Genomic DNA, 22,612 nt, shown 5'->3' on the forward strand with positions numbered 1-22,612 from the left:
CGACGAGGCATCCCCTCAGATCGGCTTTCACAGGAGAGAGAACAGCATGAGCAACCCCGTGCTGCGTGCGCAGACCAGGAGTTCCAGATGAAGGTCTTCGGCAGGGCCGTGAAGGCGTTCTTCACGAAGCGGGTGCTGTTGTGGCCCATCCTGCTCCTCGTCGGCTGTGTCGTCGCGTTTGGCGTGTTCATGACCACCGCGGGGGCGAGTTTCGCCTTGGCGGGCCTGTCGGCCTTTGGCACCGAGTCCGAGAGTCGCGACACGCAGGTCATCGAATCCGTCAGCCGTCAGGAAGAAGTCGTGCTCTTGGGTCTGGGTATCCAGGGGATTTCGAGGAAGGGCGAGAAGAGCACGCTGTTCGGCGCCGACGTGCCCGGCAGCGAGCGGGCATCGTTCATCCAGTACACCTTCGATGCCAAGCTGGGTATCGACGGCAGCGACGTGCGGATCGAACCGATTGGGGAAGGCTCGTACCTGATCACCATCCCGGAGTTCATCTTCATCGGACATGACAGCGAGGGCTTCGAGCTCATTGCCGAGCAAAACGGCGTGCTGAGCTGGATCACCCCCGAGATCGACGCCGTCGAAATGATCAACGACATCCTCGACGACGAACTCCAAGACGAGTACGTCGAGTCCAACCAGGAGGTCCTCCGAGATCAGGCAGAGGCGTTCTACAAGGGCATCATCTTGGGTGTCGACCCCAATCTGACGGTGAAATTCAAGTTCGAAGGCTGATCGCCGGGCAGACCCCGATGCTGCGAGTGTCTGGAGGGCATTTCCGTACCCCGCCTTCGGGGGTGACCGTCGGGTCGCTCGCAAACGTTGCCCTACGCTCCTCATATGGAACTGAACCGATCGCTGGAGCAACACATCGCGGTATTCGGCGAAAGCGGCAGTGGCAAGACCGTCCTGGTCTCGTCGTTCTACGGGGCGGCGCAGGAGCCGCAGTTCCTGAAGAAGAGCCTGTTCCGCGTCGTGGCGGATGATCCCGGCCAGGGGACTCGGCTGTCGCGCAAGTATCTCGGAATGAAGAACTCCGGAAAGCTGCCCGAGAGCACTCGATTCGCTTCAGAGTCATTCGCGTTCTCGGTCAAGCTGAAGGACCGACCCGATGCCAAGGTTTCGAAGTCTGGTTCATTCGACGACTTGCGACTCGTCTGGCACGACTACCCCGGGGAGTGGTTCGAAGAGGACGTGAGCACTCAGGAGGAGTCCCAGCGCAAAATCGATACATTTAGGTCGCTACTGGGCTCCGATGTCGCGCTCCTGTTGGTGGATGGTCAGCGACTGCTCGACAACACCGGCGAGGAGGAGCGGTACTTGAAGTCGCTGTTCACCAACTTCCGCAACGGTCTACTGTCGCTGAAGGACGAGCTGCTGGATGGCGGCAGGCGTCTCGTCCAGTTCCCGCGCATCTGGATACTGGGAATGTCGAAGTCTGATTTGTTGCCGGACTGGGACGTGTTCAGGTTCAGGGACCTCATCCTCGAAAAGGCAGGTGAAGATGTCAACGAACTGCGGAACGTCCTCGCCGAACTCGTGGAGGACGGCGGTGCCCTTTCCGTGGGTGAGGACTTCGTACTGCTTTCGTCGGCGAAGTTCCAGGCCAACCGGATCGAGGTATCTGAACGGGTCGGGCTCGACCTGATCATGCCGCTATCCATCACGCTCCCTCTCGAGCGGCACGTTCGATGGGTGGAGAAAATGCGCTCTCGTGGAAAGGTGGCGGAGAGCCTGCTCGGCAGTGCCGAGAAGGCGTTGGCGTTTGCATTGGTCGGTAGGCGCATGGTGCCTGGCAAGGTTGGCATCGTGTTGAATCTGATCCCCGACAGTGCGCTGAACGACGCGGCGAAGCTCGCGGGCGACAAACTCAAGGGAGCGAACGCGGCCGCTCTGGCGAAACACGAATACCTGACCGCAACGCTGACTGGATTCCGGATGGATCTCGACAAGAGTGAGGAGGAACAGATCCTTCTCAGGAGCAGCAGATGAATTTCATCTGGGCAACGCGAGGGCGGACGTGGGGTACCCGGTTCGTCCGTGACGGTGGCTATCGAGATCCGCTCCCGGTCTATGACGAGGCGTTCTCCGGTGCGCAGGATGGACCGGAAGTCTGGCGCCGTGTCGGTGAGATTGTGGCCCTGCGTTTTTCCGATCCTGACGGTCGGCGAGACAGAGCCGGGAGGGTGATCTCGCACGAGTTCGTCCTTTTCCCGCCCGAGGCCAATCGGATCGACTCAATTGAGAAGGGACGCCAGATCCTCTGGCCCGAAGTGCAGGGAGAGTACGCACGGGTCTGGGAGTCGACCGTACCTCCGACTGCAAGCGCCTAGTGGCACTTGGTTAGGACCTACTTGCTCGTTCGATTGCTTCAGTCTGCCGTGGGTCGAAGGAACGCGTGCAACGAACGCTGACTTCTTCTTCACGATTGTGGCCGATTGCGCACTTCCGCTCATGTGCGCAATCGATCACAATGGGGTGATCAGTTCGAAGGAGTACTGCATGACTGAACCGATGCGAGTTCGGACGGTTCTCGAGCTTGGCGGCGCGGTCCATGATCGACGAGTCGAACTCGGTCTCACACAGGCTCAGTTGGCCGAACGAGCCAACGTCACTCGCGAATGGGTGGTTCGTCTCGAAGGCGGGAAGCCGCGTGTTCAGATGGATCGCGTCTTCGATCTACTGCGAGCCCTCGATGTCGAGGTCGTCCTGCACGCGAAGGGCCACTGATTACTGGGGTTATCAGTGGCCTCAACGAACAACGGGCGGGTTCCTCATACGCTGGCCACGAGGCATCCGTCACCGTGATGGCGGGTCGAAGGAGGAACCTAGCGTGAGCGGGTACAGCGAGGCGCAGTGGGAGCAGGACACGCTCGACTGGCTGGCCGAACCGCTGCTGTGGCAGACCGCCCGCGGTGATGAGATCGCGCCGGGCTCGGGTGAGCGCGACAGCTGGGAAGACCTCGTCATCCGCCCGCGTCTGCTCGCCGCGATGCAACAGCTGAACCCTTCCGTGCCGATGCAGTACCTCGAGCAGGCGCTCGCCGAGATCGTCGCCCCCACCTCGCAAGACGCGATCACCGAGAATCACCGCATCCACGGCATTCTCGTCGGCGGATACCGCCTGAGCTACCTCGACGCCGACGGGGCCGAACAGCACCCCACGATCCGCGTCGTGAGCCCCGACCCCGACCGCAACGACTGGCTCGCGGTCAACCAGGTCACGATCCGGCAGGGCGAGCGCACCCGACGGCTCGATCTCGTGCTCTACCTCAACGGCATGCCCGTGAGCATCATCGAGCTCAAACGGGCCGGCACCGAACAAGCCGATGCCTCGTCGGCGCACGCCCAGCTCGCAACCTACCTGCGCGAGTTTCCGATGGCGTTCCGATTCTGCGTATTCGTGCTCGCCAGTGACGGGCTCGAGGCGATCTATGGCACGCCATTCACCCCGCTGAACCACTTCGCCCCGTGGAACGTCGACGACGACGGCAAGCCGGTCGAGCCCAACCGCCTCGTCGACGGTGAGGCCGTGCCGTCGCTCGAAGACGCGGTCAACGGACTCTACAACCAAGAGCGTTTTCTACAGCTCATGCGCGACTACACCGCCTTCGACGAGGGCGACGACGGGCTGCTGAAGCGCATCGCGAAGCCGCACCAGTACTTCGCCGTCGCGAAGGCCGTCGGCACCACCGTCGAGGCGGTGCGCACGAACGGCAAGGCCGGCGTTGTCTGGCACACGCAGGGTTCGGGCAAGTCCATGGAGATGGAGCTCTATGCGGCGCTCGTCATGCGCGAACCGGCGCTCAAGAACCCCACGGTCGTCGTCATCACCGACCGAAAGGAGCTCGACGGCCAGCTCTTCGAGGGCTTCGACCGCAGCCTGCTGCTGCCCGAGAAGCCGAAGAAGATCCGGCTGCGCCGCGAGCTGCGCGACGAACTCGCGAACCGGGTCACCGGCGGCATCGTGTTCACCACCCTGCAGAAGTTCGGACTCAGCCAGGCCGAGAAACAGGCCGGCCTCGACCACCCGCTGCTCAGCGACCGGCGCAACATCATCGTGATCGTCGATGAGGCGCACCGCAGCCACTACGACGACCTCGACGGCTACGCCAGGCACCTGCGCGACGCGCTGCCGAACGCGACGCTTATCGCTTTCACGGGCACGCCGATCTCGTTCGACGAGCGCGACACCCGCGAAGTGTTCGGCGACTACATCGACATCTACGATCTCACCCGCTCGGTCGCGGACGGCGCCACCGTGCCGGTGTACTTCGAGCCGCGACTCATCAAGGTCACCCGGGCGGCTGAACTCAGCGAAGACGACATCGACGTCGCTGCCGATGAGGCCACGATCGGACTCTCCGACGACGAACGGGCGCGCATCGAGGCATCCGTGGCCGTCGTCAATGCCGTCTATGGGGCACCCGAGCGCCTCGAAGCGCTCGCCGCCGACCTCGTCGCGCACTGGGAGGAGCGGCGGGCGCGCATGCAGCCCTTCATCGAGAGCCACGGCAAGGCGCTCATCGTCGGCGGCACGCGCGAGATCTGCGCGCTGCTCTACGCCGAGATCGTGAAGCTGCGCCCCGAATGGCACTCCGATGACCTCGCCGGCGGGGTCATCAAGGTCGTCTACTCGGGCGTGCCCGCCGACACCTCGCCGATCGTCGAACACGTGCGACGTGACAGCGCGAACGCCGCGATCAAAGAGCGTCTGAAAGATGCGGATGACCCGCTCGAGCTCGTGATCGTGAAAGACATGATGCTCACGGGCTTCGATGCACCGCCGCTGCACACCCTCTACCTCGACCGGCCGCTCAAGGGCGCGCTGCTCATGCAGACGCTCGCGCGGGTGAACCGCACGTTCCTGGGCAAGGAGGACGGCCTGCTGGTGGGGTATGCGCCGGTCGCCGAGAACCTCGCCGCAGCGCTCGCTGAGTACACGGTCACCGACCGCGAGGAGCGGCCTGTCGGGCGCGACGTCGACGAAGCGGCGGCACTCGCCCTGCAGATCGTCGGCGACGTGCGCGGGCTGCTCGCCGGGTTCGACTGGCGCGCGGAGCTCGCGGTGGGAGGCAGCAAGGCCTACCTGAACGCGGTGGCGAAGGCGGTCGCGTACCTGCGCGATGCCCAGAACCCGCTCAACGACCCGACGCTCGGGCCAGAGACGCTCGCCGCGCGGTACCGTCGCCTGTCGGGGCAGCTCGCGCGGGCGTGGGCGCTCGCCTCGGGGCGCAAGACCCTTGCCGATGTACACGACGAGATCGCGTTCTACCAAGAGGTTCGAGTTTGGATGGCGAAGTTCGACGCCGCCGACCGCAAGGCCTCTGGGCAGCCGATCCCCGAAGACATCCAGCGGCTGCTCGGCGGGCTCATCGCCGAGGCCACCGACGCCGGCGGCGTCGTCGATATCTACGAGGCCGCCGGGATGCCCCGGCCCTCTCTCTCGGAGCTCACTCCCGACGTCGTGCGCAACGCCCAGCAGGCGCGCAATCCGCAACTCGCGATCGAGGCGCTTCGAGCGCAGCTGCTCGAGGAATCGGCCGCGGTCACTCGCGGCAACGTCATTCGGCAGCACGCGTTCTCGGCGCGCATCGCCGAGCTCATGAACAAGTACACGAACCAGCAGCTCACCTCGGCCGAGGTCATCGCAGAGCTCGTCGAGCTGGCTCGCGAGGTGGCGGCGGAGAGCTCCCGCGGAGCGTCCTTCTCGCCCCCGCTCAACGACGACGAACTCGCGTTCTACGACGCGGTCTCGCAGAACGAGTCGGCGGTGCGCGAACAGGGGAGCGGCATCCTCGCCGAGATCGCGCGCGAACTCGTGGCGATCATGCGGCGCGACGTGCGCACCGACTGGACGGTGCGCGCCGACGTGAAGGCGAAGCTGCGTTCGTCGATCAAGCGGCTGCTCGTGCTCAAGGGCTACCCGCCCGACAAGCAGCCCGAGGCGATCAAGCTCGTCATGGACCAGATGGAGGCCATGGCGCCGCGGTACTCCGAGGAGCGTCGCGCCGGCTGACAGCGGGCCCGGCCCCTACGCCGACTCGCGCTCTACGAGCGCGGTGGGCAGGATCGTCGCGTGCGGCACGTCCTGCTCGCCCTCGACGAGGCGAATGAGCAGGTCGGCCATGCGGCTCCCGGCCTCGATCGACGGCTGGCCGACGGTGGTCAGCGGCACCAGCCCCGAGAGCGCCGCGGGGCTGTCGTCGAAGCCGACCACTGCGACATCATCGGGGATACGCAGGCCGCGATCGCGCAGCACGGTGAGCACGCCCACGGCCATCAGGTCGCTCGCGACGAACAGCCCGTCGATGCCGGGGTCACGGTCGAGCAGCCGCACGGCCGCCTCGACGGCGCTCGCCGCGGTGAAGTCGGCGGTCTCGAACAGGTCGTCGGGCAGTCCCGCCGCGCGCACCGCGTCGAGGAACCCGTCGAGCCGGTCGATGCCCGCAGGCATGTTGATCGGCCCGGTGATCGACCCGATGCGCCGTCGCCCACGCTCGATGAGATATCGGGTGCCGGATGTCGCGCCGGCACGGTTGTCGACGTCGACGAAGTAGTCGTCGTGGCCGGTGCCGAGCGCGGGGCGGCCACCGAACACGAGCGGAACGTTCGGCCGCGCATCGGCGAGGATCGAGTCGCCCACGTGGTGCGAGATGACGATCGCCCCGTCGACGATGCCCGAGTTGAGGTACCGCAGCGTCTTCTGATGCGGGTCGTTCGACGCGACGAGCAGGTTCAGCACGTACTCGCTGTCGTCGATGCGATCGGTGATGCCCTTGACGATCGCGGCGAAGTACGGGTCGCCGAAGAACCTGGTGACGTCCTCGGGCACCACCAGCGCGATCGCGTTCGACGAGCGCCGGGCGAGCGAGCGCGCCGCGCGGTTGGGCACGTAGTGCAACTGCTCGACGGCGTCGTTCACCGCCGCGACGATCTCGGGGCTCACCTTCGGCGACCCGTTGACGACGCGGCTCACGGTCGCCCGTGACACACCCGCGGCCCGTGCCACCATCTCGAGTGTCGCCTGGCCCGGCGCGGCTTCTCTCGCCCCCATGTGCTCAGTCTAGGTCTGGCCGCGAGGCGGGTCTCGATACGCGCTGCGCGCTACTCGACCGACGCATGCGCGCGCTACTCGACCGACGGCAGCGCGCGCGCCGCGATCACCCGGGCGTACGTATGGCCGCTCTGTTTCACCGTGCGCTCCTGCGTGTCGTAGTCGACGCGCACGAGCCCGAACCGCTTGTCGTAGCCCCACGCCCACTCGAAGTTGTCCATGAGCGACCAGTAGAAGTAGCCGTGCACGGGCACGCCGCCATCGATCGCGTCGAGGATCGCGCCGAGGTGGTCGACGAGGAACTCGGCGCGCGCGACATCCGCCACCGAACCGTCGGCTTCGACGACATCGTCGTACGCGGCGCCGTTCTCGGTGACGTAGAGCTTCACGCCCGGGGCATCCGTGTACTCGTCGTGCACGCGGCGCAGCAGCTCGGTGAGTCCTACGGGCTGCACCTCCCAGTCCATCGCGGTCAGCGGCAGGCCCTGCGGGTGGTTGAAGACGTCGTCGGCGGCAGGGAACGGCGACGAGGTCGGCCGTGACGTGGGCGCCTGGGCGGGCAGCGGGTCGGCCGCCGGGCGGTCGCTCACGAGCTCGCCGTGGTAGTAGTTCACGCCGAGCGTGTCGATCGGCGTTGAGATGACCGCGAGGTCGCCGTCGTGCACGACCGATTCGAGCGTGGAGCCCAGCCCGGCTGCGTCGAGATCGGCCACAAGGTCGGCCGGGTACGCACCGCGGAAGATCGGGTCGAGGAACACGCGGTTGAACTGCGCGTCGATGCGGCGGGCGGCGTCGACATCGCCCGGGCGAGCAGGGTCGACGGGCTTCGCGACGGTGAGGTTCAGGGTGATGCCGAGTTCGAGCGCAGGCCGCGAGCCCGAACGCATGCCCGAGCCCGAGCCCGATCCCGCCCGCGACCGCAACGCCTCGACCGCGAGGCCGTGGCCGAGCATCAGGTGGTGCGCCGCCGCGAGGCCGTCGGCCTTCGACTGCCGGCCGGGCGCGTGCGCGCCCGCCGTGTAGCTGAGGAACGACGAGCACCACGGCTCGTTGAGTGTCGTCCACACGTCGACGCGGTCGCCGAGCGCGTCGTGCATCGTGAGGGCGTAGTCGCGGAATAGGAACGCGGTGTCGCGGTTCGCCCAGCCGCCGCGTTCCTCGAGCGCCTGCGGCAGGTCCCAGTGGTAGAGCGTGAGCCACGGCTTGATGCCGGCGCCGAGCAACTCGTCGACCAGGCGCGAGTAGAAGTCGACGCCCGCAGGGTTCACGGGCCCGCCGTCGGGCCGCACGCGCGACCATGACGTCGAGAACCGGTAGGTCTGCAGGCCGAGGCCCTTCATGAGGGCGACATCGGCCGGCATGCGGTGATAGTGGTCGCACGCGACATCCCCGTTGTCGGCGTTCACGACGGCGCCCGGAACGCGGCAGAACGCGTCCCAGATCGACGCGGTGCGCCCGCCGTCGAAGGCGGCGCCCTCGATCTGGAACGCGGCGGTCGCGGCGCCGAACAGGAAGTCCTGCGGGAACGGCCGCCCGTGGCGTGCAGCGTCGGCGCGGGCGGCGGGGGAGGCGATGGTGGTGTCAGTCACGGTGGCAGGGTCCTCTTGTGATACGAGACGAGATGTGGCGGATGTCGCGGCGCGCGGGCCGACGTCGAGGCTCATCCCTTCACGGCTCCCGCCATGATGCCGCTCACGAGCTGCTTGCCCGCGAAGGCGAACAGGATGAGCAGGGGGATGGTCGACAGCAGCACGCCGGCGAGCACGATCGAGTAGTCGACGAAGTGGTTCGACTGCAGCAGCGAGAGCGCCACGGGCAGTGTCGGGTCGATGCGGTCGAGCACGATGAACGGCCAGAAGAAGTTGTTCCAGGCCGAGACGAACGTGAACAGACCGAGCATGGCCGCGGCCGGGCGGGCGGCGGGCAGGCCGACGGTCAGGAACGTGCGGAACGACGATGCCCCATCGACCCGTGCGGCCTCGATGAGCTCGTCGGGCACCGACTGCTGCAGGTACTGCGTCATCCAGAACACCCCGAACGCGCTCGTGAGGGCGGGAATGATGATGGCGCCGATGTTGCCGGTCCAGCCGAGGTCGGCGAAAAGGATGTACAGCGGCACGACACCGAGCTGCGTCGGCACCGCCATCGTCGCGACGACGAACACGAGCAGCCAGCGCCCGCCGCGGAACCGCAGCTTCGCGAACGCCCAGCCGGCAAGGGTCGAGAAGAACACGACCGACAGGGCGATGAGCGCCGAGCTGTAGATCGAGTTCCACAGCGCCCGCCAGAAGTTCACGGCTGGGTCGTTGATGACCGTCGCCGCGTTCTCGAGGAAGTTGCCGCCCGGGAGCCACGACATGTTCGGGTCGCGAATCGTCGAGGCGTCGCCCGAGCCGATCAGCAGCGACCAGTAGAACGGGAACACGGCCGAGGCGAGCACGATCGCGAGCGCCGAGTAGACGAACCAGCCGGGGCGCGAGCCGCGCACCACGCGCGGGCGCCGGCGGGTGCCTCGATCCGCGGGCCCGCGCCCGGCGGGTTCGGCGGTCTCGGCGAGAACCATGGACCGGGTCGCGGTCATCGCCCCACACTCCCTTCGTTGCGCACCAGTCTTCGGGTGACGAGCAGGTTGATGACACCGATCGCGAGGATGATGAGGAACAGGATCCAGGCGAGCGCGGCCGCGCGGCCGAAGTTCCACTGGCCCCAGCCGATGTCGTAGAGGTACAGGGTGATGGTGAGCCACTGCGAGTCGGCGCCACCGGTGCCGAACTGGTCGTACATGCGCGGCTCGTCGAAGATCTGCAGCCCGCCGATGGTCGAGGTGATGATCACGAAGATGAGGGTGGGTCGCAGGCTCGGCACGGTGATGGCGAAGAACTGGCGCAGCTTGCTTGCGCCGTCGATCGAGGCGGCCTCGTAGTAGTCGCGCGGGATCGCCTGCATCGCGGCGAGCAGGATGAGCGTGTTGTAGCCCGTCCAGCGGAAGTTCACCATGGTCGCGATGGCGATGTGGCTCGCGAACGCGTCGCTGTGCCATTTCACCGGCGGAATGCCGAGGTCGGCGAGGAACGTGTTCACGAGGCCGTACTGGTCGCCGAACATGTTGCTGAAGATGAGGGCGACGGCGACGGGCGCCATCACGTAGGGCACGAGCACGCCCATGCGCCAGAAGGTCTTGGCGCGAATGTTCTGGTCGAGCATCGCCGCGATGAAGATCGCGAGGATCAGCTGGGGGATGCTCGAGAGCAGGAAGATGCTGAAGGTGTTGCGCAGGGCGATCCAGAACTTCGGCTGCGTGAGCACGTAGACGTACTGGTCGAAGCCGATGAAGGTGCCCGTGTTGCGCACCATATCCCAGTCCATGAACGAGATCACCGCGGTGTACGCGATCGGGAACAGCCCGGTGACGATGAACAGGATGAAGAACGGCGAGATGTAGAGGTAGGGCGACAGCTTCAGGTCCCACCGGCTGAGCCGGTGCGAGAATGCGATCCGCTTCGGGGCACGCTGCGGCGGCGGGCCGGATGTCGCATCCGGCCGTTCGGCGGATGACGGGGGCGCGGTGGCGGTCGATGTCACGGTCGTTCCTCTTGCTTCCGGGTCGGGTGGTGGCGTGATCCCGCGGTGGCCGTGAGGCCGGCCACCGCGGGGGAGTCACGTGACTAGCCGATGGCGTCGACCTCAGAGACCCACTGGTCCCACGAGGCCTGCTTGTCCTGCGTGCCGTCTTCGACACGGGTCAGGGCCTTCTGCATGGCGTCGTTGATCTGGAAGTAGAACTCGCCCTTGAACGGTGCGACGGTCACGGCGTTGGCGCGATCGATGAAGATCTGGCCGACCGGGGCGTTGCTGAAGTACTCGTTCGTGAAGTCGGTCAGCGCCGCGTCCTCGTAGGCGGCGGTCTGGCTCGGGAAGGTGCCGGCGTTGACGAACGCCTTGATCTGCTGCTCGGGAGCGGTCAGCCAGTCTGCGAGTTCCTGCGCCGCCTCGACGTGCTCGCCGTTGGCCGGCACGGTCAGGTACGAGCCGCCCCAGTTGCCGCCGCCGTTCGGGAAGACGTTCGCGACATCCCAGCCGGTGACGCCCTCGGCGTTGCCCGAGATGACGCCGAGCATCCAGCCCGGGCAGAGCATCGTCGCGTAGGCGCCGTTCGAGAGACCGGCGAACCAGTCGTCGCTCCACTGGCCGAGGTGTGCCGACTGGGTGGCACTTGCGTCGAGCACCTGGTTGTAGAGGTCTTCGACCTCACCGTTCTCGGTCGCGATGATGTCGCCCGAGTCGGGGTCCTCGTAGGCGGCCTCGAGCTGGTTGACCATGCCCTGGTAGGTGCCGCCGGCCGAGTCGAACCACGCTGTGCCGGTCGCCGCGGTGTACTGCGCGCCGACCTCGAAGTACGTGTCCCAGTCGCCCTCGAGCAGTGCGGCGACCTCGTCGCGGTCGGTCGGCAGACCGGCGGCGGCGAACAGGTCGGAGCGGTAGCAGACGCCCATGGGGCCGACGTCGGTGCCGTAGCCGATGAGGCGGCCGTCGGCGTCGGTGGCGGCGTCGACCTTCCAGTCGAGCCAGCGGTCGGTGACGTCGACCTCGGCGAGCAGGTCGGAGTACTGCATGACCTCGGGCAGCCAGTCGACCTCGATGGCCTCGACGTCGGCGAGGCCCTTCTTGCCGAGCTTCTGGAAGTAGTTCGCGCGTGCGTCGTTCGACGTCGCCGCCTTGTTCTGCACGACGGTGACGTTCGGGTTGGCGTCCATGTACTCCTGCAGGAGTTCGTCGGTGTAGCCGAAGTCGTTGAACGTGGCGACGGTCAGTTCGATGGGCTCGTCGCTCGAACCCGAGGTTGCGTCGGACGATGCCGCACAACCGGCGGCGAGCAGTGCGATGGATGCGGCGCCGGCGACGGCTCCGGCGATCCGTGTGTGGCGTGAGAGCTTCACGGTCACTCCTTTGTGTGCGTGGACGGAATGTGTCACAGCGTGAGAGCGCTCTCGGCCAAGATCGTGAGAGCGCTCTCACGGCTTCGAGAGGAGACCCTATGCACTGCAAGCGCCTCCTGTCAAGAGAGCGCTCTCACGGAATCGCCGAACGACGTTCGCGACACCGCGCCGAACGACATTCGCGACACTCATCCGAGCGGCGTTCGCGACACCGTTCGGATGTCCCTCCCAGCCCGCGTCGAGGCGGGCACCAGGCCCGAATCCACCGATGTGAGTCGGGGCTGGGTGCTGAGTTGATCTCGCGCGGGCTGGCGCACTTGGGCAGGGGTGGCCGCCGGGCGTCGCATCCCCCTTGTGGGATCACCGTGCGTTCCCTAGCCTGAGCGATGTCGCTGGTGACACGAGTCACTTCACCGAGGCGCCGACCAGGCGTCAACCGCACGGGGCGAGCGAGCCCTCGACGAGGAGAACACGACCGAATGAGCACTCACCCTCGGCCCACGCGCATTCCGCGCGGCCTGGCCACCGCATTGACCGTCGCGGCGGCGGTGATCACCGTCTCAGGCACCGCCGGGGCGGCGCACGCCGCACCGGGTCCGCAGATCGACCCGTTCGCACCCGACTTCGGACCCAACGTGGCCGTCGTGTCGCCCGATACGCCGCTCGACGAGGTGCAGGCGATGCTCGACGAGCTCGCTGCCGCGCAGGTCGACGCCGAGATGTCGACCGCGCGCCACAGCGTGCTGTTCCTGCCGGGCGCCTACGGCACCGCCGAGGACCCGCTGCAGGCGCGCGTCGGCTACTACACCGAGATCGCCGGCCTCGGCGCGTCGCCCGGCGACGTCGATATTACGGGGAAGCTCGAGGTCTACAACCGGTGCCTCGCCGACGGCGGCACCTCGAACTGCCTGGCCCTCGTGAACTTCTGGCGCACCATCTCGAACCTTTCGCTTCAGGTGCACGGCCCAGGACAGGACGGATGCCGCGCCTCCGCGAACTTCTGGGCGGTCTCGCAGGCCGTGTCGATGCGCCGGCTCGACGTCTCGGGCGGCAACCTCTCGCTCATGGACTACTGCACCGCCGGCCCGCAGTTCGCGAGCGGCGGGTTCATCGCCGACTCGCGACTGCCGTTCGTGATCAATGGGTCGCAGCAGCAGTGGCTGACGCGCAACAGCGTCGTGGGCGGCTGGTCGAACGCCGTCTGGAACCAGGTGTTCTCGGGCGTCGAAGGAGCGCCGGATGACGCGGCCTTCCCGAACCCGCCCTACACGACGCTCGACGAGACGCCGGTGAGCCGCGAGAAGCCATACCTGTTCGTCGACGACGAAGGACGCTACGCGGTGCGAGTGCCCGAGGCACAGACCGGCACCCGCGGCATCACCTGGGCCGACGGCGAGACGCCGGGTCGCACGATCCCGATCACGGACTTCTACATCGCCAAGCCCGGCGACTCGGTCGGCGCGATCAACTCCCAGCTCGCCAAGGGCAAGCACCTGCTGCTCACGCCCGGTGTCTACGACGTGGCGAGCCCGATCAACGTCAAGCGAACCGACACCGTCGTGCTCGGCATGGGGCACGCGACGCTCACCGCCGTCGACGGCGCCGTTCCCCTCAAGGTCGCGGACGCACCCGGCATCATCGTTGCCGGGGTGACGATCGATGCGGGCACTGTTGAGTCGCCCGTGCTGCTGGAGGTCGGCCAGCCCGGCGCCGGCCAGGCGAAGAAGGTCGACCCGGCCAACCCGATCACGCTCTCTGACGTGTACTTCCGCGTCGGCGGGCCGCACATCGGCAAGACCGACACCGCGCTCGTCGTGAACAGCGACCACGTGCTCATCGACCACGCCTGGGTGTGGCGCGGCGACCACGGCATCGAGGACTTCACCGACGGTGTGAACGGCGACACCGACCGCTGGAACACGAACACCGGACGCACCGGCGTGGTCGTGAACGGCGACGACGTGACCGCGACGGGCCTCTTCGTCGAGCACTTCCAGCAGTACAACACCGTCTGGAACGGCGAGCGCGGCACGACCGTGCTCTACCAGAACGAGCTGCCCTACGACCCGCCGACTCAGGCGGACTGGACCCGGCCCGACGGCACCCTCGGCTACCCCGGCTACAAGGTGGCCGACGACGTGACCGAGCACACGCTCCACGGCGGCGGCGTCTACGTGTTCAACCAGAACAACCCGTCGATCGTCACCGAGAACGGGTTCGAGGCGCCGGACGGCGAGGGCATCTCCTTGCACCACATCATGACGGTGAACCTCAGCGCCGGCACGATCCTGCACGTCGTGAATGGCATCGGGGGGACGGCCGACACCAGCGTGATCGGCGTGCCGCAGTTCATCACGCACTACCCGCTGCACTGACGGGTGGCTGCCTCGAGCGCGGCTCGGCCTCGGTGATCAGGCCGAGTCGCGCTCGACGAGCACCGGCCCGCCGTGCGGAGGCGCCGGCGCGTCCTCGCCGTCGAGTGCGGCCAGGACGCACGCCGCGAGGTACGACGCTTCGCGCTCGATCGCCTGCGTCACGGTCGTGAGCGGCGGGGACGCGAGCGCGGCCAAGGGCACGTCGTCCACGCCGATCACCGCGAGGTCGCGGGGTACCGCGAGCCCGGCGATGCGCGCCCCGGCGAGCACCGCGAACGCAACCTCGTCGTTGTACGCGGCGACGCCGTCGACGCCGGCCGCACGCCAGGCGGCAACGGCCGTCGCGCCGGCGCCGGCGTCGACCGGGACGGGGATGACGAGCGGCGCCGCGAGTCCGTACTCGGCGCACGCCGCGCGCACCCCCGCCAGGCGCCGGTCGGCGAAGTCGGCGACGCGTCGGTCGTCGGTCGTGGCATACCCGATGCGGCGGGGACCTCCTGCCACGAGGCGGTCCACCTGGATCCTGCCGATGCGGGGTTGCGGATCCTGGGCGGCGGGGTCGTCGACGCCCGTGCTGACGACCTGGATGCCGGCCTGCCGCATCCCGCGCGCCTCATCGGGATCGAACGGCGTAAGGCCCACGACGGTCCGGGGCGTGACGGCGCGCCACAGGTGCGACAGCGGGCGCTCGCCGCGCACGTGGTGCACGAGCACCGAGAGGTTGCGCTCCCCGAGCGCGTCGGCAAGGTGGTCGAGTATCGTCTCGACGACGGGGCCCACGGGCCAATCGGGCAGCACGCACAGCACGAGGTCGCTGCGCCCGCTGCGCAGCGCGCGGGCTGCGGCCGACGGCGCATAGCCGAGTCGCGCGGCCGTCTCCAGCACTCGTCGCCGGGTGGCCTCCGAGATCGAAGTGCCCTCAGTGTCGTTCAGCACGTAGCTCACGGTCGTGCGGGACACTCCGCTCTCGCGCGCGACATCAGCGCTGGTCACCCCGGCCACGCATCCTCCAGAAAACTGCCCTCGATTGCACCCTAGTGGGGTCGGGGCATGGCGCGTCGGTGACTCGATTTGGTGACTCGTGTCACTAAGTGCTTGACGGCACTTGACGCGTATGCAATGGTTCCGTGAGAGCGCTCTCACGATCGTCGGCCAACGGAGGTCGGACGGGGGAGCGCGCAAGTCCGTCGACGCCCGCGTAGCGGCGAGGCGGGCGCGACACGAGCCACTCGCGACTGGGCGGGCGCCTCGGAAAGGACCATGATGATCCGTCCGATCCCCGATGCCGAGAGGGCATCGCATCCGCCGCACGGGAAGCCCGCCGACCGCGGCGCACCGCGGCGCGGCTGGCGCTGGAGCGTCGCCGCGCTGACCGCCGCCGGGCTCACGTTCTCGGGCCTCGGCGCCGTCGGCGCGCAGGCCGACCCGGTCCCCGTGGGAACCGGCAGCTTCACGACCGACCAGGTCGGACCCGCGCCCGAGGGCTGCGCCCCGCTCGCGACCGACGCACGCGCCTTCATCACCGACTCGGCACCCGCGGGTGCGGTGCCCACCAACGACTGGTGGTCCTCGCTCGCATTCAAGAAGTTCAACTGCACGATGAGCGAGCCGCTGCACGCGCATCCCGCGTCCTACAAACCGGCCCCGGGCGGCCTCGGCCTCTCGCACACGCAGCAGCCCACGCTCTCGGGCACCCCCGGCGGCATCGGCGAGTTCCACTACCCCTACAACGAAGACCTCCTCGTCGGCGTCGCCGGCCTGAACGCCCCCGTCGTCGAGGTCGCGGACTGGAGCGACTGGACCGTCACGCCCTCCTGGAGCGACGGCACCCGCTCGATGACCGCGACGATCGGCCACGGCCTGCCGTTCACCTGGTTCGAGCTGACCGGCGGCGACGCCGTGCTCACCGGTGCGGCCGACCTGCGCGTCTGGCTCGACGACGGCGAGCGCATCGGCTTCAGCTCGGGCGGCGCCGACTACGTCGCGTTCGCCCCCACCGGATCCACCTGGACGACCTCGGGACGCACGCTGACGAGCAGCCTCGCCGGAGCCGGCTACCTCTCGCTCGCCGTGCTGCCCACGACCCCCGGCGACGACGATGCCGCACGCACCGCCGTGGCCGATTCGTACACGCCGTACGCGTATGCCGAGGTGACCGGCACCCGCGCCGACTACGTCTACGACGAGGCGACGAGCATCGTGCGCACGACCTACTCCGTCGAAACCGAGGTGCACGAGGGTGCGAACGAGGGCACCGTGCTCTCGCTCTACCCGCACCAGAGCGCCCACCTCGAGGATGCGACCGGTGACGGACCCGGTGCGGGCGCGGCATCCGATCGCACCTACGTCTCGGCCCGAGGGCCGATGACGACCCTCGTCGGAGCGACGTCGTTCACGACCGGCACGCCCTTCACCGGCGTGCTGCCCGAGCTCCCCTCCGTCGCGACCGCCGACGGCGAGGCCAACGCCCGCCTGGACGCGCTCATCGACGCGGATGCCGCAGACCCCATGAGCATCGACGCCGACGACACCTACTGGACCGGCAAGGCCCTCGGCCGCGCGGTGCGCATCGCCGAGATCGCCGACCAGCTCGACCGCACCGCCGTGCGCGACACGGCGCTGGCGCAGATCGAGGCCACCCTCACCGACTGGTTCACCGCCGACGCCGGCGAGACCGAGCAGGTCTTCGCCTACAACGAGAACTGGGGCACCCTCGTGGGCTTCCCCGCCTCGTACGGCTCCGACAAGGAGTTGAACGACCACCACTTCCACTACGGCTACTTCGTCGTCGCGGCGGCCACGCTCGCCCGCTTCGATCCGGAATGGGCGGCCGATGCGGCCTACGGCGGCATGGTCGACGAGCTCATCGCCGACGCCAACAACTTCGACCGCGACGACACCCGCTACCCCTACCTCCGCGACTTCGACATCTACGCGGGTCACGACTGGGCGTCGGGTCACGGCGCGTTCTGGAGCGGCAACAACCAGGAGTCGAGCTCGGAGGGCCAGAACTTCGCGAACGGCCTGATCCAGTGGGGCACGGCCACCGGCGACCTCGCAACCCGCGACGCCGGCATCTACCTCTACGCCACGCAGACCGCCGCGATCCAGCAGTACTGGTTCGACGAATCGGGCGCGATGCCCGACCAGTTCGGCCACTCCACGGTCGGCATGATCTGGGGCAGCGGCGGCGCCTACGCCACGTGGTTCAGTGCAGAGGCCGAGATGATCCAGGGCATCAACACCCTGCCGATCACCGGCGGGCACCTCTACCTCGGCCTGCGACCCGACGACGTCGAGCAGAACTACGACGAGATGGTCGCGGTCAACAGGGGCACGCCCACGGTGTGGCAGGACATCTCGTGGTCGTACCTCGCCCTCGGCGACGGCGACCGCGCGCTGGCGGAGCTCGACACCGACCGGGAGTACCCGGTCGAGGAGGGCGAGAGCCGTGCGCACACCTACCACTGGATCGCCAACCTCGCCGAGCTCGGCACGGTCGACGACACGGTGACGGCCGACCACCCGGTCGCCGCGGTGTTCGACGACGGCGGGGCGCGCACCTACGTCGCCTCGAACCTCACGCAGGAGCCCCTCACGGTGACCTTCTCCGACGGGACCGTCCTCGACGTCGCCGTCGGCGAGACGGCCACGTCGGGAGCGCACACCTGGAGCGGCGGCGGAGCACCCAGCGGCACCGAGGATCCGACGGATCCGACCGATCCGCCGCCCGCCCCGGCAGCCACTGAGCTCTTCCTCACCGCATCCGGCGGGTTCGCGACGACGGCCGGCACGACTGCCACCGCGACCCTCGGGGCCCGCACCGGACCCGACGCCGTCGGCGATCCCAGCACGGGCTTCGTCGCGACGGCCGAGAACGTCACCGGCGAGTTCGGCGGGCTCCGCACTGCCTTCGACCTCGGCATCGACGCCGGCGGAGCGGTCGGCAACGGAACCCGATTCCGGGTCTCGTACGACCTCGACGGCGACGACACGTGGGACCGGGTGGAGTCGTATCAGTACTTCGCCACCGATCCGGCGCCCGGATTCGAGCGCTACACGTCGGCGAACCGGGCGATCGAGACCGCAGAGGGCACCCTCGGCGACCTCGTCGACGGCGCCATCAAGGTCGAGGTGTGGAACGTGCTCGGCACCGGCGCATCGACCGTGGACCTCGCGACCTCGATCGTGCGCGTGCCCTTCGGTCCGCTCACCTTCGACGCCGGCGACCCCGACCCGGACCCCGATCCCGACCCGGATCCCGACCCCGTCGTGACGCCCGGCGCGCCGCGCGAGGTCTTCGCGACCGCGGCCGGCGGCTCCGAGATCGGCGTCGCATGGGAGGCTCCGACCGAGTCGGGCACCTCCGAGGTGACCGACTACCGGGTCGAGTTCCGGCCCACGGGCACGACCGACTGGATCCGCACGCTCGACCCGGTGACCACCACCACGGGCGCCCGTATCACGGGCCTCGTCGCGGGCACGGAGTACCAGGTGCGGGTGGCGGCGATCTCCGACGCCGGACTCGGCACGTTCTCCGAGGCCGTCGCGGCGAGCACATGGGCGGCCCCGTCCGAGCCCCGCGGCATCACGGCCAAGGTGCAGGGACGCAACGTGCAGCTCAACTGGACCGCACCCCGCGATCCCGGCGGCGCACCGGTCACCGACTACGTCGTCGAGTGGCTGAACGGCAGCACGTGGACCGTCGTCGGCGACGGCGTGAACGCCGTTCCCGGCGCACGCATCACGGGCCTTGTCGGCAAGACGACCTACCTCGTGAGGGTCGCTGCGGTCAGCGACGTCGGCGTGGGAGCGTGGGCGAGCGTGAGCGTCAGCACCAAGTGAGCTGACGGCGGCGAGCGATACGGCGGTGGCCCCGGTTCTGAGGATCGGGGCCACCGTGCGGCCCGGCCACGTCGGCGACGCCCCGATGTTCCCGGGTGGCGTCCCGCTCTGTGGGGTTTCTCGACACCGTGCGGGTCAAGTGCTCTGATCATGCTGCGGCGAGTCGGGGATGGTCACCTCCTCGGGCTGAGCGTCGAAGAGCTTTGAACCGCCACGCGTGTCCGGAGCGTGGGCTCGTTTCAGCTGGCCAGTTCGAGGGCCGGTTGTCGAGCGTAGCTGATCTGCTCGAGCTCGATCGGGGTGAGGTCGTCGATGGACTCGTGGGTGCGTTCGGTGTTGAAAGTTCGTTCGCGCGTTGCGTAGACACAGGCTGACTTTTGAGAGCGCTCTCACGATTCGTCGACGGATGTCCGCGACACCGTTCGGATGTCCCTCCCAGCCCGCGCCGAGGCATCCGCTCTACACTGCCGTGCGTGTCAGATGCTCCACCGCCCCAGCCGCCCGAAGGGGCGCGCCGACGCCGCATGACCATCGCCCTCGCGATCAGTGCGGCCCTGGTGGCGATCGCGGTCGTCGTGATCGGCGCGGTCACCGCCGCCGGCACCGGCGGAGCAGGCGCTGACCGCGCCGATCCTGCCGCGGCGACCGAGACCGCCGATGCGATCGAGCGGCCGACGCCCACCGCGACGCCCGAGCCGACGCCCGTCGCCGTCCAACCGGCGCTCACCCCGCAGGTGCAGGCCCAGATCGACTACGCCCTGACGTACTGGAAGGACTACAACCCCGAGTACGGCGTGCTCGGCATCACCGATTGCGTCAACTTCGCGAGCCAGACCCTCCTCGCCCGCGGCTGGCAGGAGAACGACGAGTGGTACAACGCCGACGACGTCTACCAGGCGAGCGACACCTGGCGAAGCTCGACCTCGATGCGCGACTGGCTCGCGACACGGCCCGACCTCGCCACCCCGCTCGACGACACGCAGCGCGATGAGGTCGAGGTCGGCGACATCGCCCAGTTCGACTGGGACAACTCGGGCGACCGCGACCACACCGGCATCGTGACCAAGGTCGAGCGGACCGCCGACGGCACTAAGATCTATTTCGCCGGCCACACGCTCGACTCCGACTACCGCGACGTCGACACGGCGATCACGGTCGATCACCCGGGTGGCACCGCCTACTACTGGAGTCTCGAGCAGTGACGCACCCAAGCCCCGCCGTGCAGAAGCGACGAATGACGGTGGCGCTCGTGCTCATCGCCGTGCTCCTCGCGGTCGCCGTCGTCGTGGTCGGCGCCGTCTCGGCCGGGGCGAACGGGGGTGCGGGCGCCGCGGCATCCGCTCCACCGACGCCCACCGAGACGCCGCGCCCCGCACCCGCCGAGGCCGCCCCGCCCGCGACGGTCGACACCTTCGATCGCACCGCGCACTCGCTCGACGACCCGATGAGCATCTGGGTCGTCGTCAACAAGCTCCGGCCGATGAATCCGCAGGATTTCGAACCCGCCGACCTCGTCTTCGTGCCAGTCGAGTACACCTTCGAGCCGTATATGCGTCAAGAGGCATCCGACGCGGCCGTCACGATGTTCGAGGCCGCTGCGAACGAGGCCGACCTGTTCCTCGCGTCGAACAGCGCCTTCCGGTCGTACGGCGCGCAAGAGAACATCTACGACGGCGACGACACGCTGACCGCACGCCCGGGGTACAGCGAGCACCAGACCGGGCTCACGATCGACATCGGCCCGTCGACGGGGGAGTGTTCGATCGAGGCGTGCTTCGGTGAACTCCCCGAGGGCATCTGGCTGCGCGACAACGCCTACCGGTTCGGGTTCATCCTGCGCTACCCGGCCGACAAGATGGCGGTCACGGGCTACGAGTACGAGCCGTGGCACTTCCGCTACGTCGGCGTGCCGCTCGCGACCGAGATGCGCGAGAAGGGCATCTCGACCATGGAGGAGTTCTTCGGTCTGCCGGCAGCGCCGTCGTATGAATGAGCGGATGCCCCGCCGTGGGCTTTCGCTGACGGTTCTCATCGTCAATCAACTCCTGGCCGGCGTCGGCGTGGCGTCGGGCATCGCGGTCGCCGCGTTGCTCGTCGACGAACTCACGGGGGTCGTCGCCCTCGCCGGGCTGGCGCAGTCGGCGAGCGTGCTCGGCGCGGCCCTCGCCGCGATTCCGCTCGCTCGACTCGCGGTGCGCGCCGGGCGCCATGTGTCGCTCGCGACGGGTTACGCCTGCGCGAGCGCGGGTGCCGTGCTGATCATCGCGGCGGCGGCGAGCGGATGGATCGTCCTGGTGTTCCTCGGCCTCGCCGCCTTCGGGGCGGGCGCAGCGGCCGGACTGCAGGCGCGGTTCGCGGCGACCGAGGTCGCGGCGCCCGGATTCGAGGCGCGGTACATGTCGCTCGTGCTCTGGGCGACGACCCTCGGGTCGGTCGCCGGCCCGTTGCTCTCGGAGACCGGTGCCGAGGTCGGCGCGGCTCTCGGGTTGCCGCCGCTCGTCGGTCCGTTCCTGCTCTCGGGCACGGTGTTCGCCCTCTCATCTGTGCTCGTCGCCGCGCTGCTGCGGTTGCCGAAGGCGGGCGTGCTCGAGTCCGACACCGAGCCCGACGAGCCCCAACCCGCGGGTCGAGGAGCGCCCGACGAGCCCGAACCCGCGGGTCGAGGAGCGCCCGACGAAGGAGGACGCGTCTCGAGACCCACCACCCCGCCCGCATCACCTCGCGGCGTCGGCTCCTGGGCGGCTCTCCGCATCGCCGTGCGCGAACCCCGCGCGCTGTTCGCGGTGCTCGCCATCGTCTGCTCGCACACCGTCATGGTCGGCGTCATGGTCATGACCCCGGTGCACATGACTGCGCACGGACTGTCACTGACGCTCGTCGGCGTGGTCATCAGCATCCACATTCTCGGCATGTACGGAGCGAGCCCGATCGTCGGCTGGCTCGCCGACCGAATCGGCTCGGCTCGCGTGATCGCACTCGGCATCGGCTTCCTGCTCACCGCAGCCCTGATCGGAATCCTCATGCCCGCCGACGACGTGCTGCTGATCCCGCTCGCACTCGGCCTGCTCGGGCTCGGCTGGTCGTGCGGCCTCATCGGCGGCTCGACGATGCTCAACCACTCGGTCGATGCGAGCCTCCGGGTGCCATTGCAGGGCGCGACCGACGCTGCGATGAATCTCGCGGCTGCGGCATCCGCCGCCCTGTCGGGCATCGTGCTCGGCATCGGCGGATTCGCGGGCGTCAACGTCGTTGCGCTGCTCGTGCTCGTGCCGCTCGTGATCTCGGGCCTGCGGGCGCGGCGCGCCGATCGCTCGGCCGATGCGACCGCGTCGGCCTCCGAAGCGTGAGAGCGTTCTCAACGCCTTCCCAGCGGGTGAAAGGCTTCCTCACAAACT

Annotated in this window: 15 protein-coding genes; 9 read left to right on the forward strand and 6 right to left on the reverse strand. The window is 68.4% G+C overall.

The annotated features are described in order from the left end of the window. The first annotated feature begins 87 nt into the window (after positions 1-87). The 4 genes from LSF15_RS14310 to LSF15_RS14325 all read left to right on the forward strand — a co-directional run bounded on the left by LSF15_RS14310 (position 88) and on the right by LSF15_RS14325 (position 6,022). A complete protein-coding gene (locus tag LSF15_RS14310) occupies positions 88-738 on the forward strand; it encodes a hypothetical protein (protein WP_232499229.1) in 651 nt (216 codons plus the stop codon). 105 nt (positions 739-843) lie between these two features. Next, positions 844-1,995: a TRAFAC clade GTPase domain-containing protein gene (locus LSF15_RS14315; RefSeq protein ID WP_232499230.1), complete on the forward strand. Its 1,152-nt coding sequence runs from the start codon at positions 844-846 to the stop codon at positions 1,993-1,995. A gap of 510 nt (positions 1,996-2,505) precedes the next feature. After that, complete coding sequence (locus LSF15_RS14320; protein ID WP_232499231.1) at positions 2,506-2,733, forward strand: helix-turn-helix domain-containing protein; 228 nt, start codon at positions 2,506-2,508, stop codon at positions 2,731-2,733. A 103-nt stretch (positions 2,734-2,836) separates the two neighbouring features. Then, positions 2,837-6,022: a type I restriction endonuclease subunit R gene (locus tag LSF15_RS14325; protein WP_232499232.1), complete on the forward strand. Its 3,186-nt coding sequence runs from the start codon at positions 2,837-2,839 to the stop codon at positions 6,020-6,022. 15 nt (positions 6,023-6,037) lie between these two features. On the opposite strand, the gene LSF15_RS14330 is transcribed toward LSF15_RS14325, so the two are convergent. The 5 genes from LSF15_RS14330 to LSF15_RS14350 all read right to left on the reverse strand — a co-directional run bounded on the left by LSF15_RS14330 (position 6,038) and on the right by LSF15_RS14350 (position 11,997). Beyond that, entirely contained in the window at positions 6,038-7,060 is a 1,023-nt protein-coding gene (locus tag LSF15_RS14330; protein ID WP_232499233.1) for a LacI family DNA-binding transcriptional regulator, read from the reverse strand. Between the two features lie 74 nt (positions 7,061-7,134). Next, positions 7,135-8,649 carry a GH1 family beta-glucosidase gene (locus LSF15_RS14335; RefSeq protein ID WP_372460020.1) on the reverse strand — a complete coding sequence of 505 codons (1,515 nt, stop codon included), beginning with the start codon at positions 8,647-8,649 and terminating at the stop codon, positions 7,135-7,137. A gap of 71 nt (positions 8,650-8,720) precedes the next feature. Further along, on the reverse strand, positions 8,721-9,641 hold the full coding sequence (locus tag LSF15_RS14340; protein ID WP_372460021.1) for a carbohydrate ABC transporter permease: 921 nt from the start codon (positions 9,639-9,641) through the stop codon (positions 8,721-8,723). Continuing rightward, complete coding sequence (locus LSF15_RS14345) at positions 9,638-10,555, reverse strand: carbohydrate ABC transporter permease (protein WP_232499334.1); 918 nt, start codon at positions 10,553-10,555, stop codon at positions 9,638-9,640. Before LSF15_RS14345 ends, LSF15_RS14340 begins: the two co-directional genes overlap by 4 nt. A 170-nt stretch (positions 10,556-10,725) precedes the next feature. Then, positions 10,726-11,997: an ABC transporter substrate-binding protein gene (locus LSF15_RS14350; protein WP_232499234.1), complete on the reverse strand. Its 1,272-nt coding sequence runs from the start codon at positions 11,995-11,997 to the stop codon at positions 10,726-10,728. Positions 11,998-12,476: 479 nt separating this feature from the next. Here LSF15_RS14350 and LSF15_RS14355 point away from each other — a divergent pair, with 479 nt between their 5' ends. Beyond that, complete coding sequence (locus LSF15_RS14355; RefSeq protein ID WP_232499235.1) at positions 12,477-14,372, forward strand: pectate lyase-like domain-containing protein; 1,896 nt, start codon at positions 12,477-12,479, stop codon at positions 14,370-14,372. Positions 14,373-14,408: 36 nt separating this feature from the next. Here LSF15_RS14355 and LSF15_RS14360 read toward each other — a convergent pair whose 3' ends face one another. Beyond that, on the reverse strand, positions 14,409-15,365 hold the full coding sequence (locus LSF15_RS14360) for a LacI family DNA-binding transcriptional regulator (protein WP_232499236.1): 957 nt from the start codon (positions 15,363-15,365) through the stop codon (positions 14,409-14,411). Between the two features lie 267 nt (positions 15,366-15,632). Between LSF15_RS14360 and LSF15_RS14365 the strand changes: the two genes are divergently transcribed. From LSF15_RS14365 to LSF15_RS14380, 4 genes are all read left to right on the forward strand, one after another. Then, complete coding sequence (locus LSF15_RS14365; RefSeq protein WP_232499237.1) at positions 15,633-19,217, forward strand: glycosyl hydrolase; 3,585 nt, start codon at positions 15,633-15,635, stop codon at positions 19,215-19,217. A gap of 473 nt (positions 19,218-19,690) precedes the next feature. Continuing rightward, the gene (locus LSF15_RS14370; protein ID WP_232499238.1) at positions 19,691-20,419 is read left to right on the forward strand and encodes an amidase domain-containing protein; all 729 of its coding nucleotides are present in this window, start codon (positions 19,691-19,693) and stop codon (positions 20,417-20,419) included. Next, positions 20,416-21,210: a M15 family metallopeptidase gene (locus tag LSF15_RS14375; RefSeq protein WP_232499239.1), complete on the forward strand. Its 795-nt coding sequence runs from the start codon at positions 20,416-20,418 to the stop codon at positions 21,208-21,210. The genes LSF15_RS14370 and LSF15_RS14375 overlap by 4 nt, the downstream gene beginning before the upstream one ends. Before the next feature lie 4 nt (positions 21,211-21,214). Next, positions 21,215-22,564: an MFS transporter gene (locus LSF15_RS14380; RefSeq protein ID WP_232499240.1), complete on the forward strand. Its 1,350-nt coding sequence runs from the start codon at positions 21,215-21,217 to the stop codon at positions 22,562-22,564. Positions 22,565-22,612 lie beyond the last annotated feature (48 nt).

It is taken from the genome of Agromyces humatus, from assembly GCF_021228295.1.
GTDB classification, from domain to species: domain Bacteria; phylum Actinomycetota; class Actinomycetes; order Actinomycetales; family Microbacteriaceae; genus Agromyces; species Agromyces humatus.

Bases quoted from the DNA above. Each gene is read 5' to 3' on its own strand.
- LSF15_RS14365 (WP_232499237.1), top strand. From the start codon at position 15,633: ATGATGATCCGTCCGATCCCCGATGCCGAGAGGGCATCGCATCCGCCG.
- LSF15_RS14320 (WP_232499231.1), top strand. From the start codon at position 2,506: ATGACTGAACCGATGCGAGTTCGGACGGTTCTCGAGCTTGGCGGCGCG.
- LSF15_RS14355 (WP_232499235.1), top strand. From the start codon at position 12,477: ATGAGCACTCACCCTCGGCCCACGCGCATTCCGCGCGGCCTGGCCACC.
- LSF15_RS14380 (WP_232499240.1), top strand. From the start codon at position 21,215: ATGCCCCGCCGTGGGCTTTCGCTGACGGTTCTCATCGTCAATCAACTC.
- LSF15_RS14330 (WP_232499233.1), bottom strand. From the start codon at position 7,060: ATGGGGGCGAGAGAAGCCGCGCCGGGCCAGGCGACACTCGAGATGGTG.
- LSF15_RS14310 (WP_232499229.1), top strand. From the start codon at position 88: ATGAAGGTCTTCGGCAGGGCCGTGAAGGCGTTCTTCACGAAGCGGGTG.
- LSF15_RS14340 (WP_372460021.1), bottom strand. From the start codon at position 9,641: ATGACCGCGACCCGGTCCATGGTTCTCGCCGAGACCGCCGAACCCGCC.
- LSF15_RS14315 (WP_232499230.1), top strand. From the start codon at position 844: ATGGAACTGAACCGATCGCTGGAGCAACACATCGCGGTATTCGGCGAA.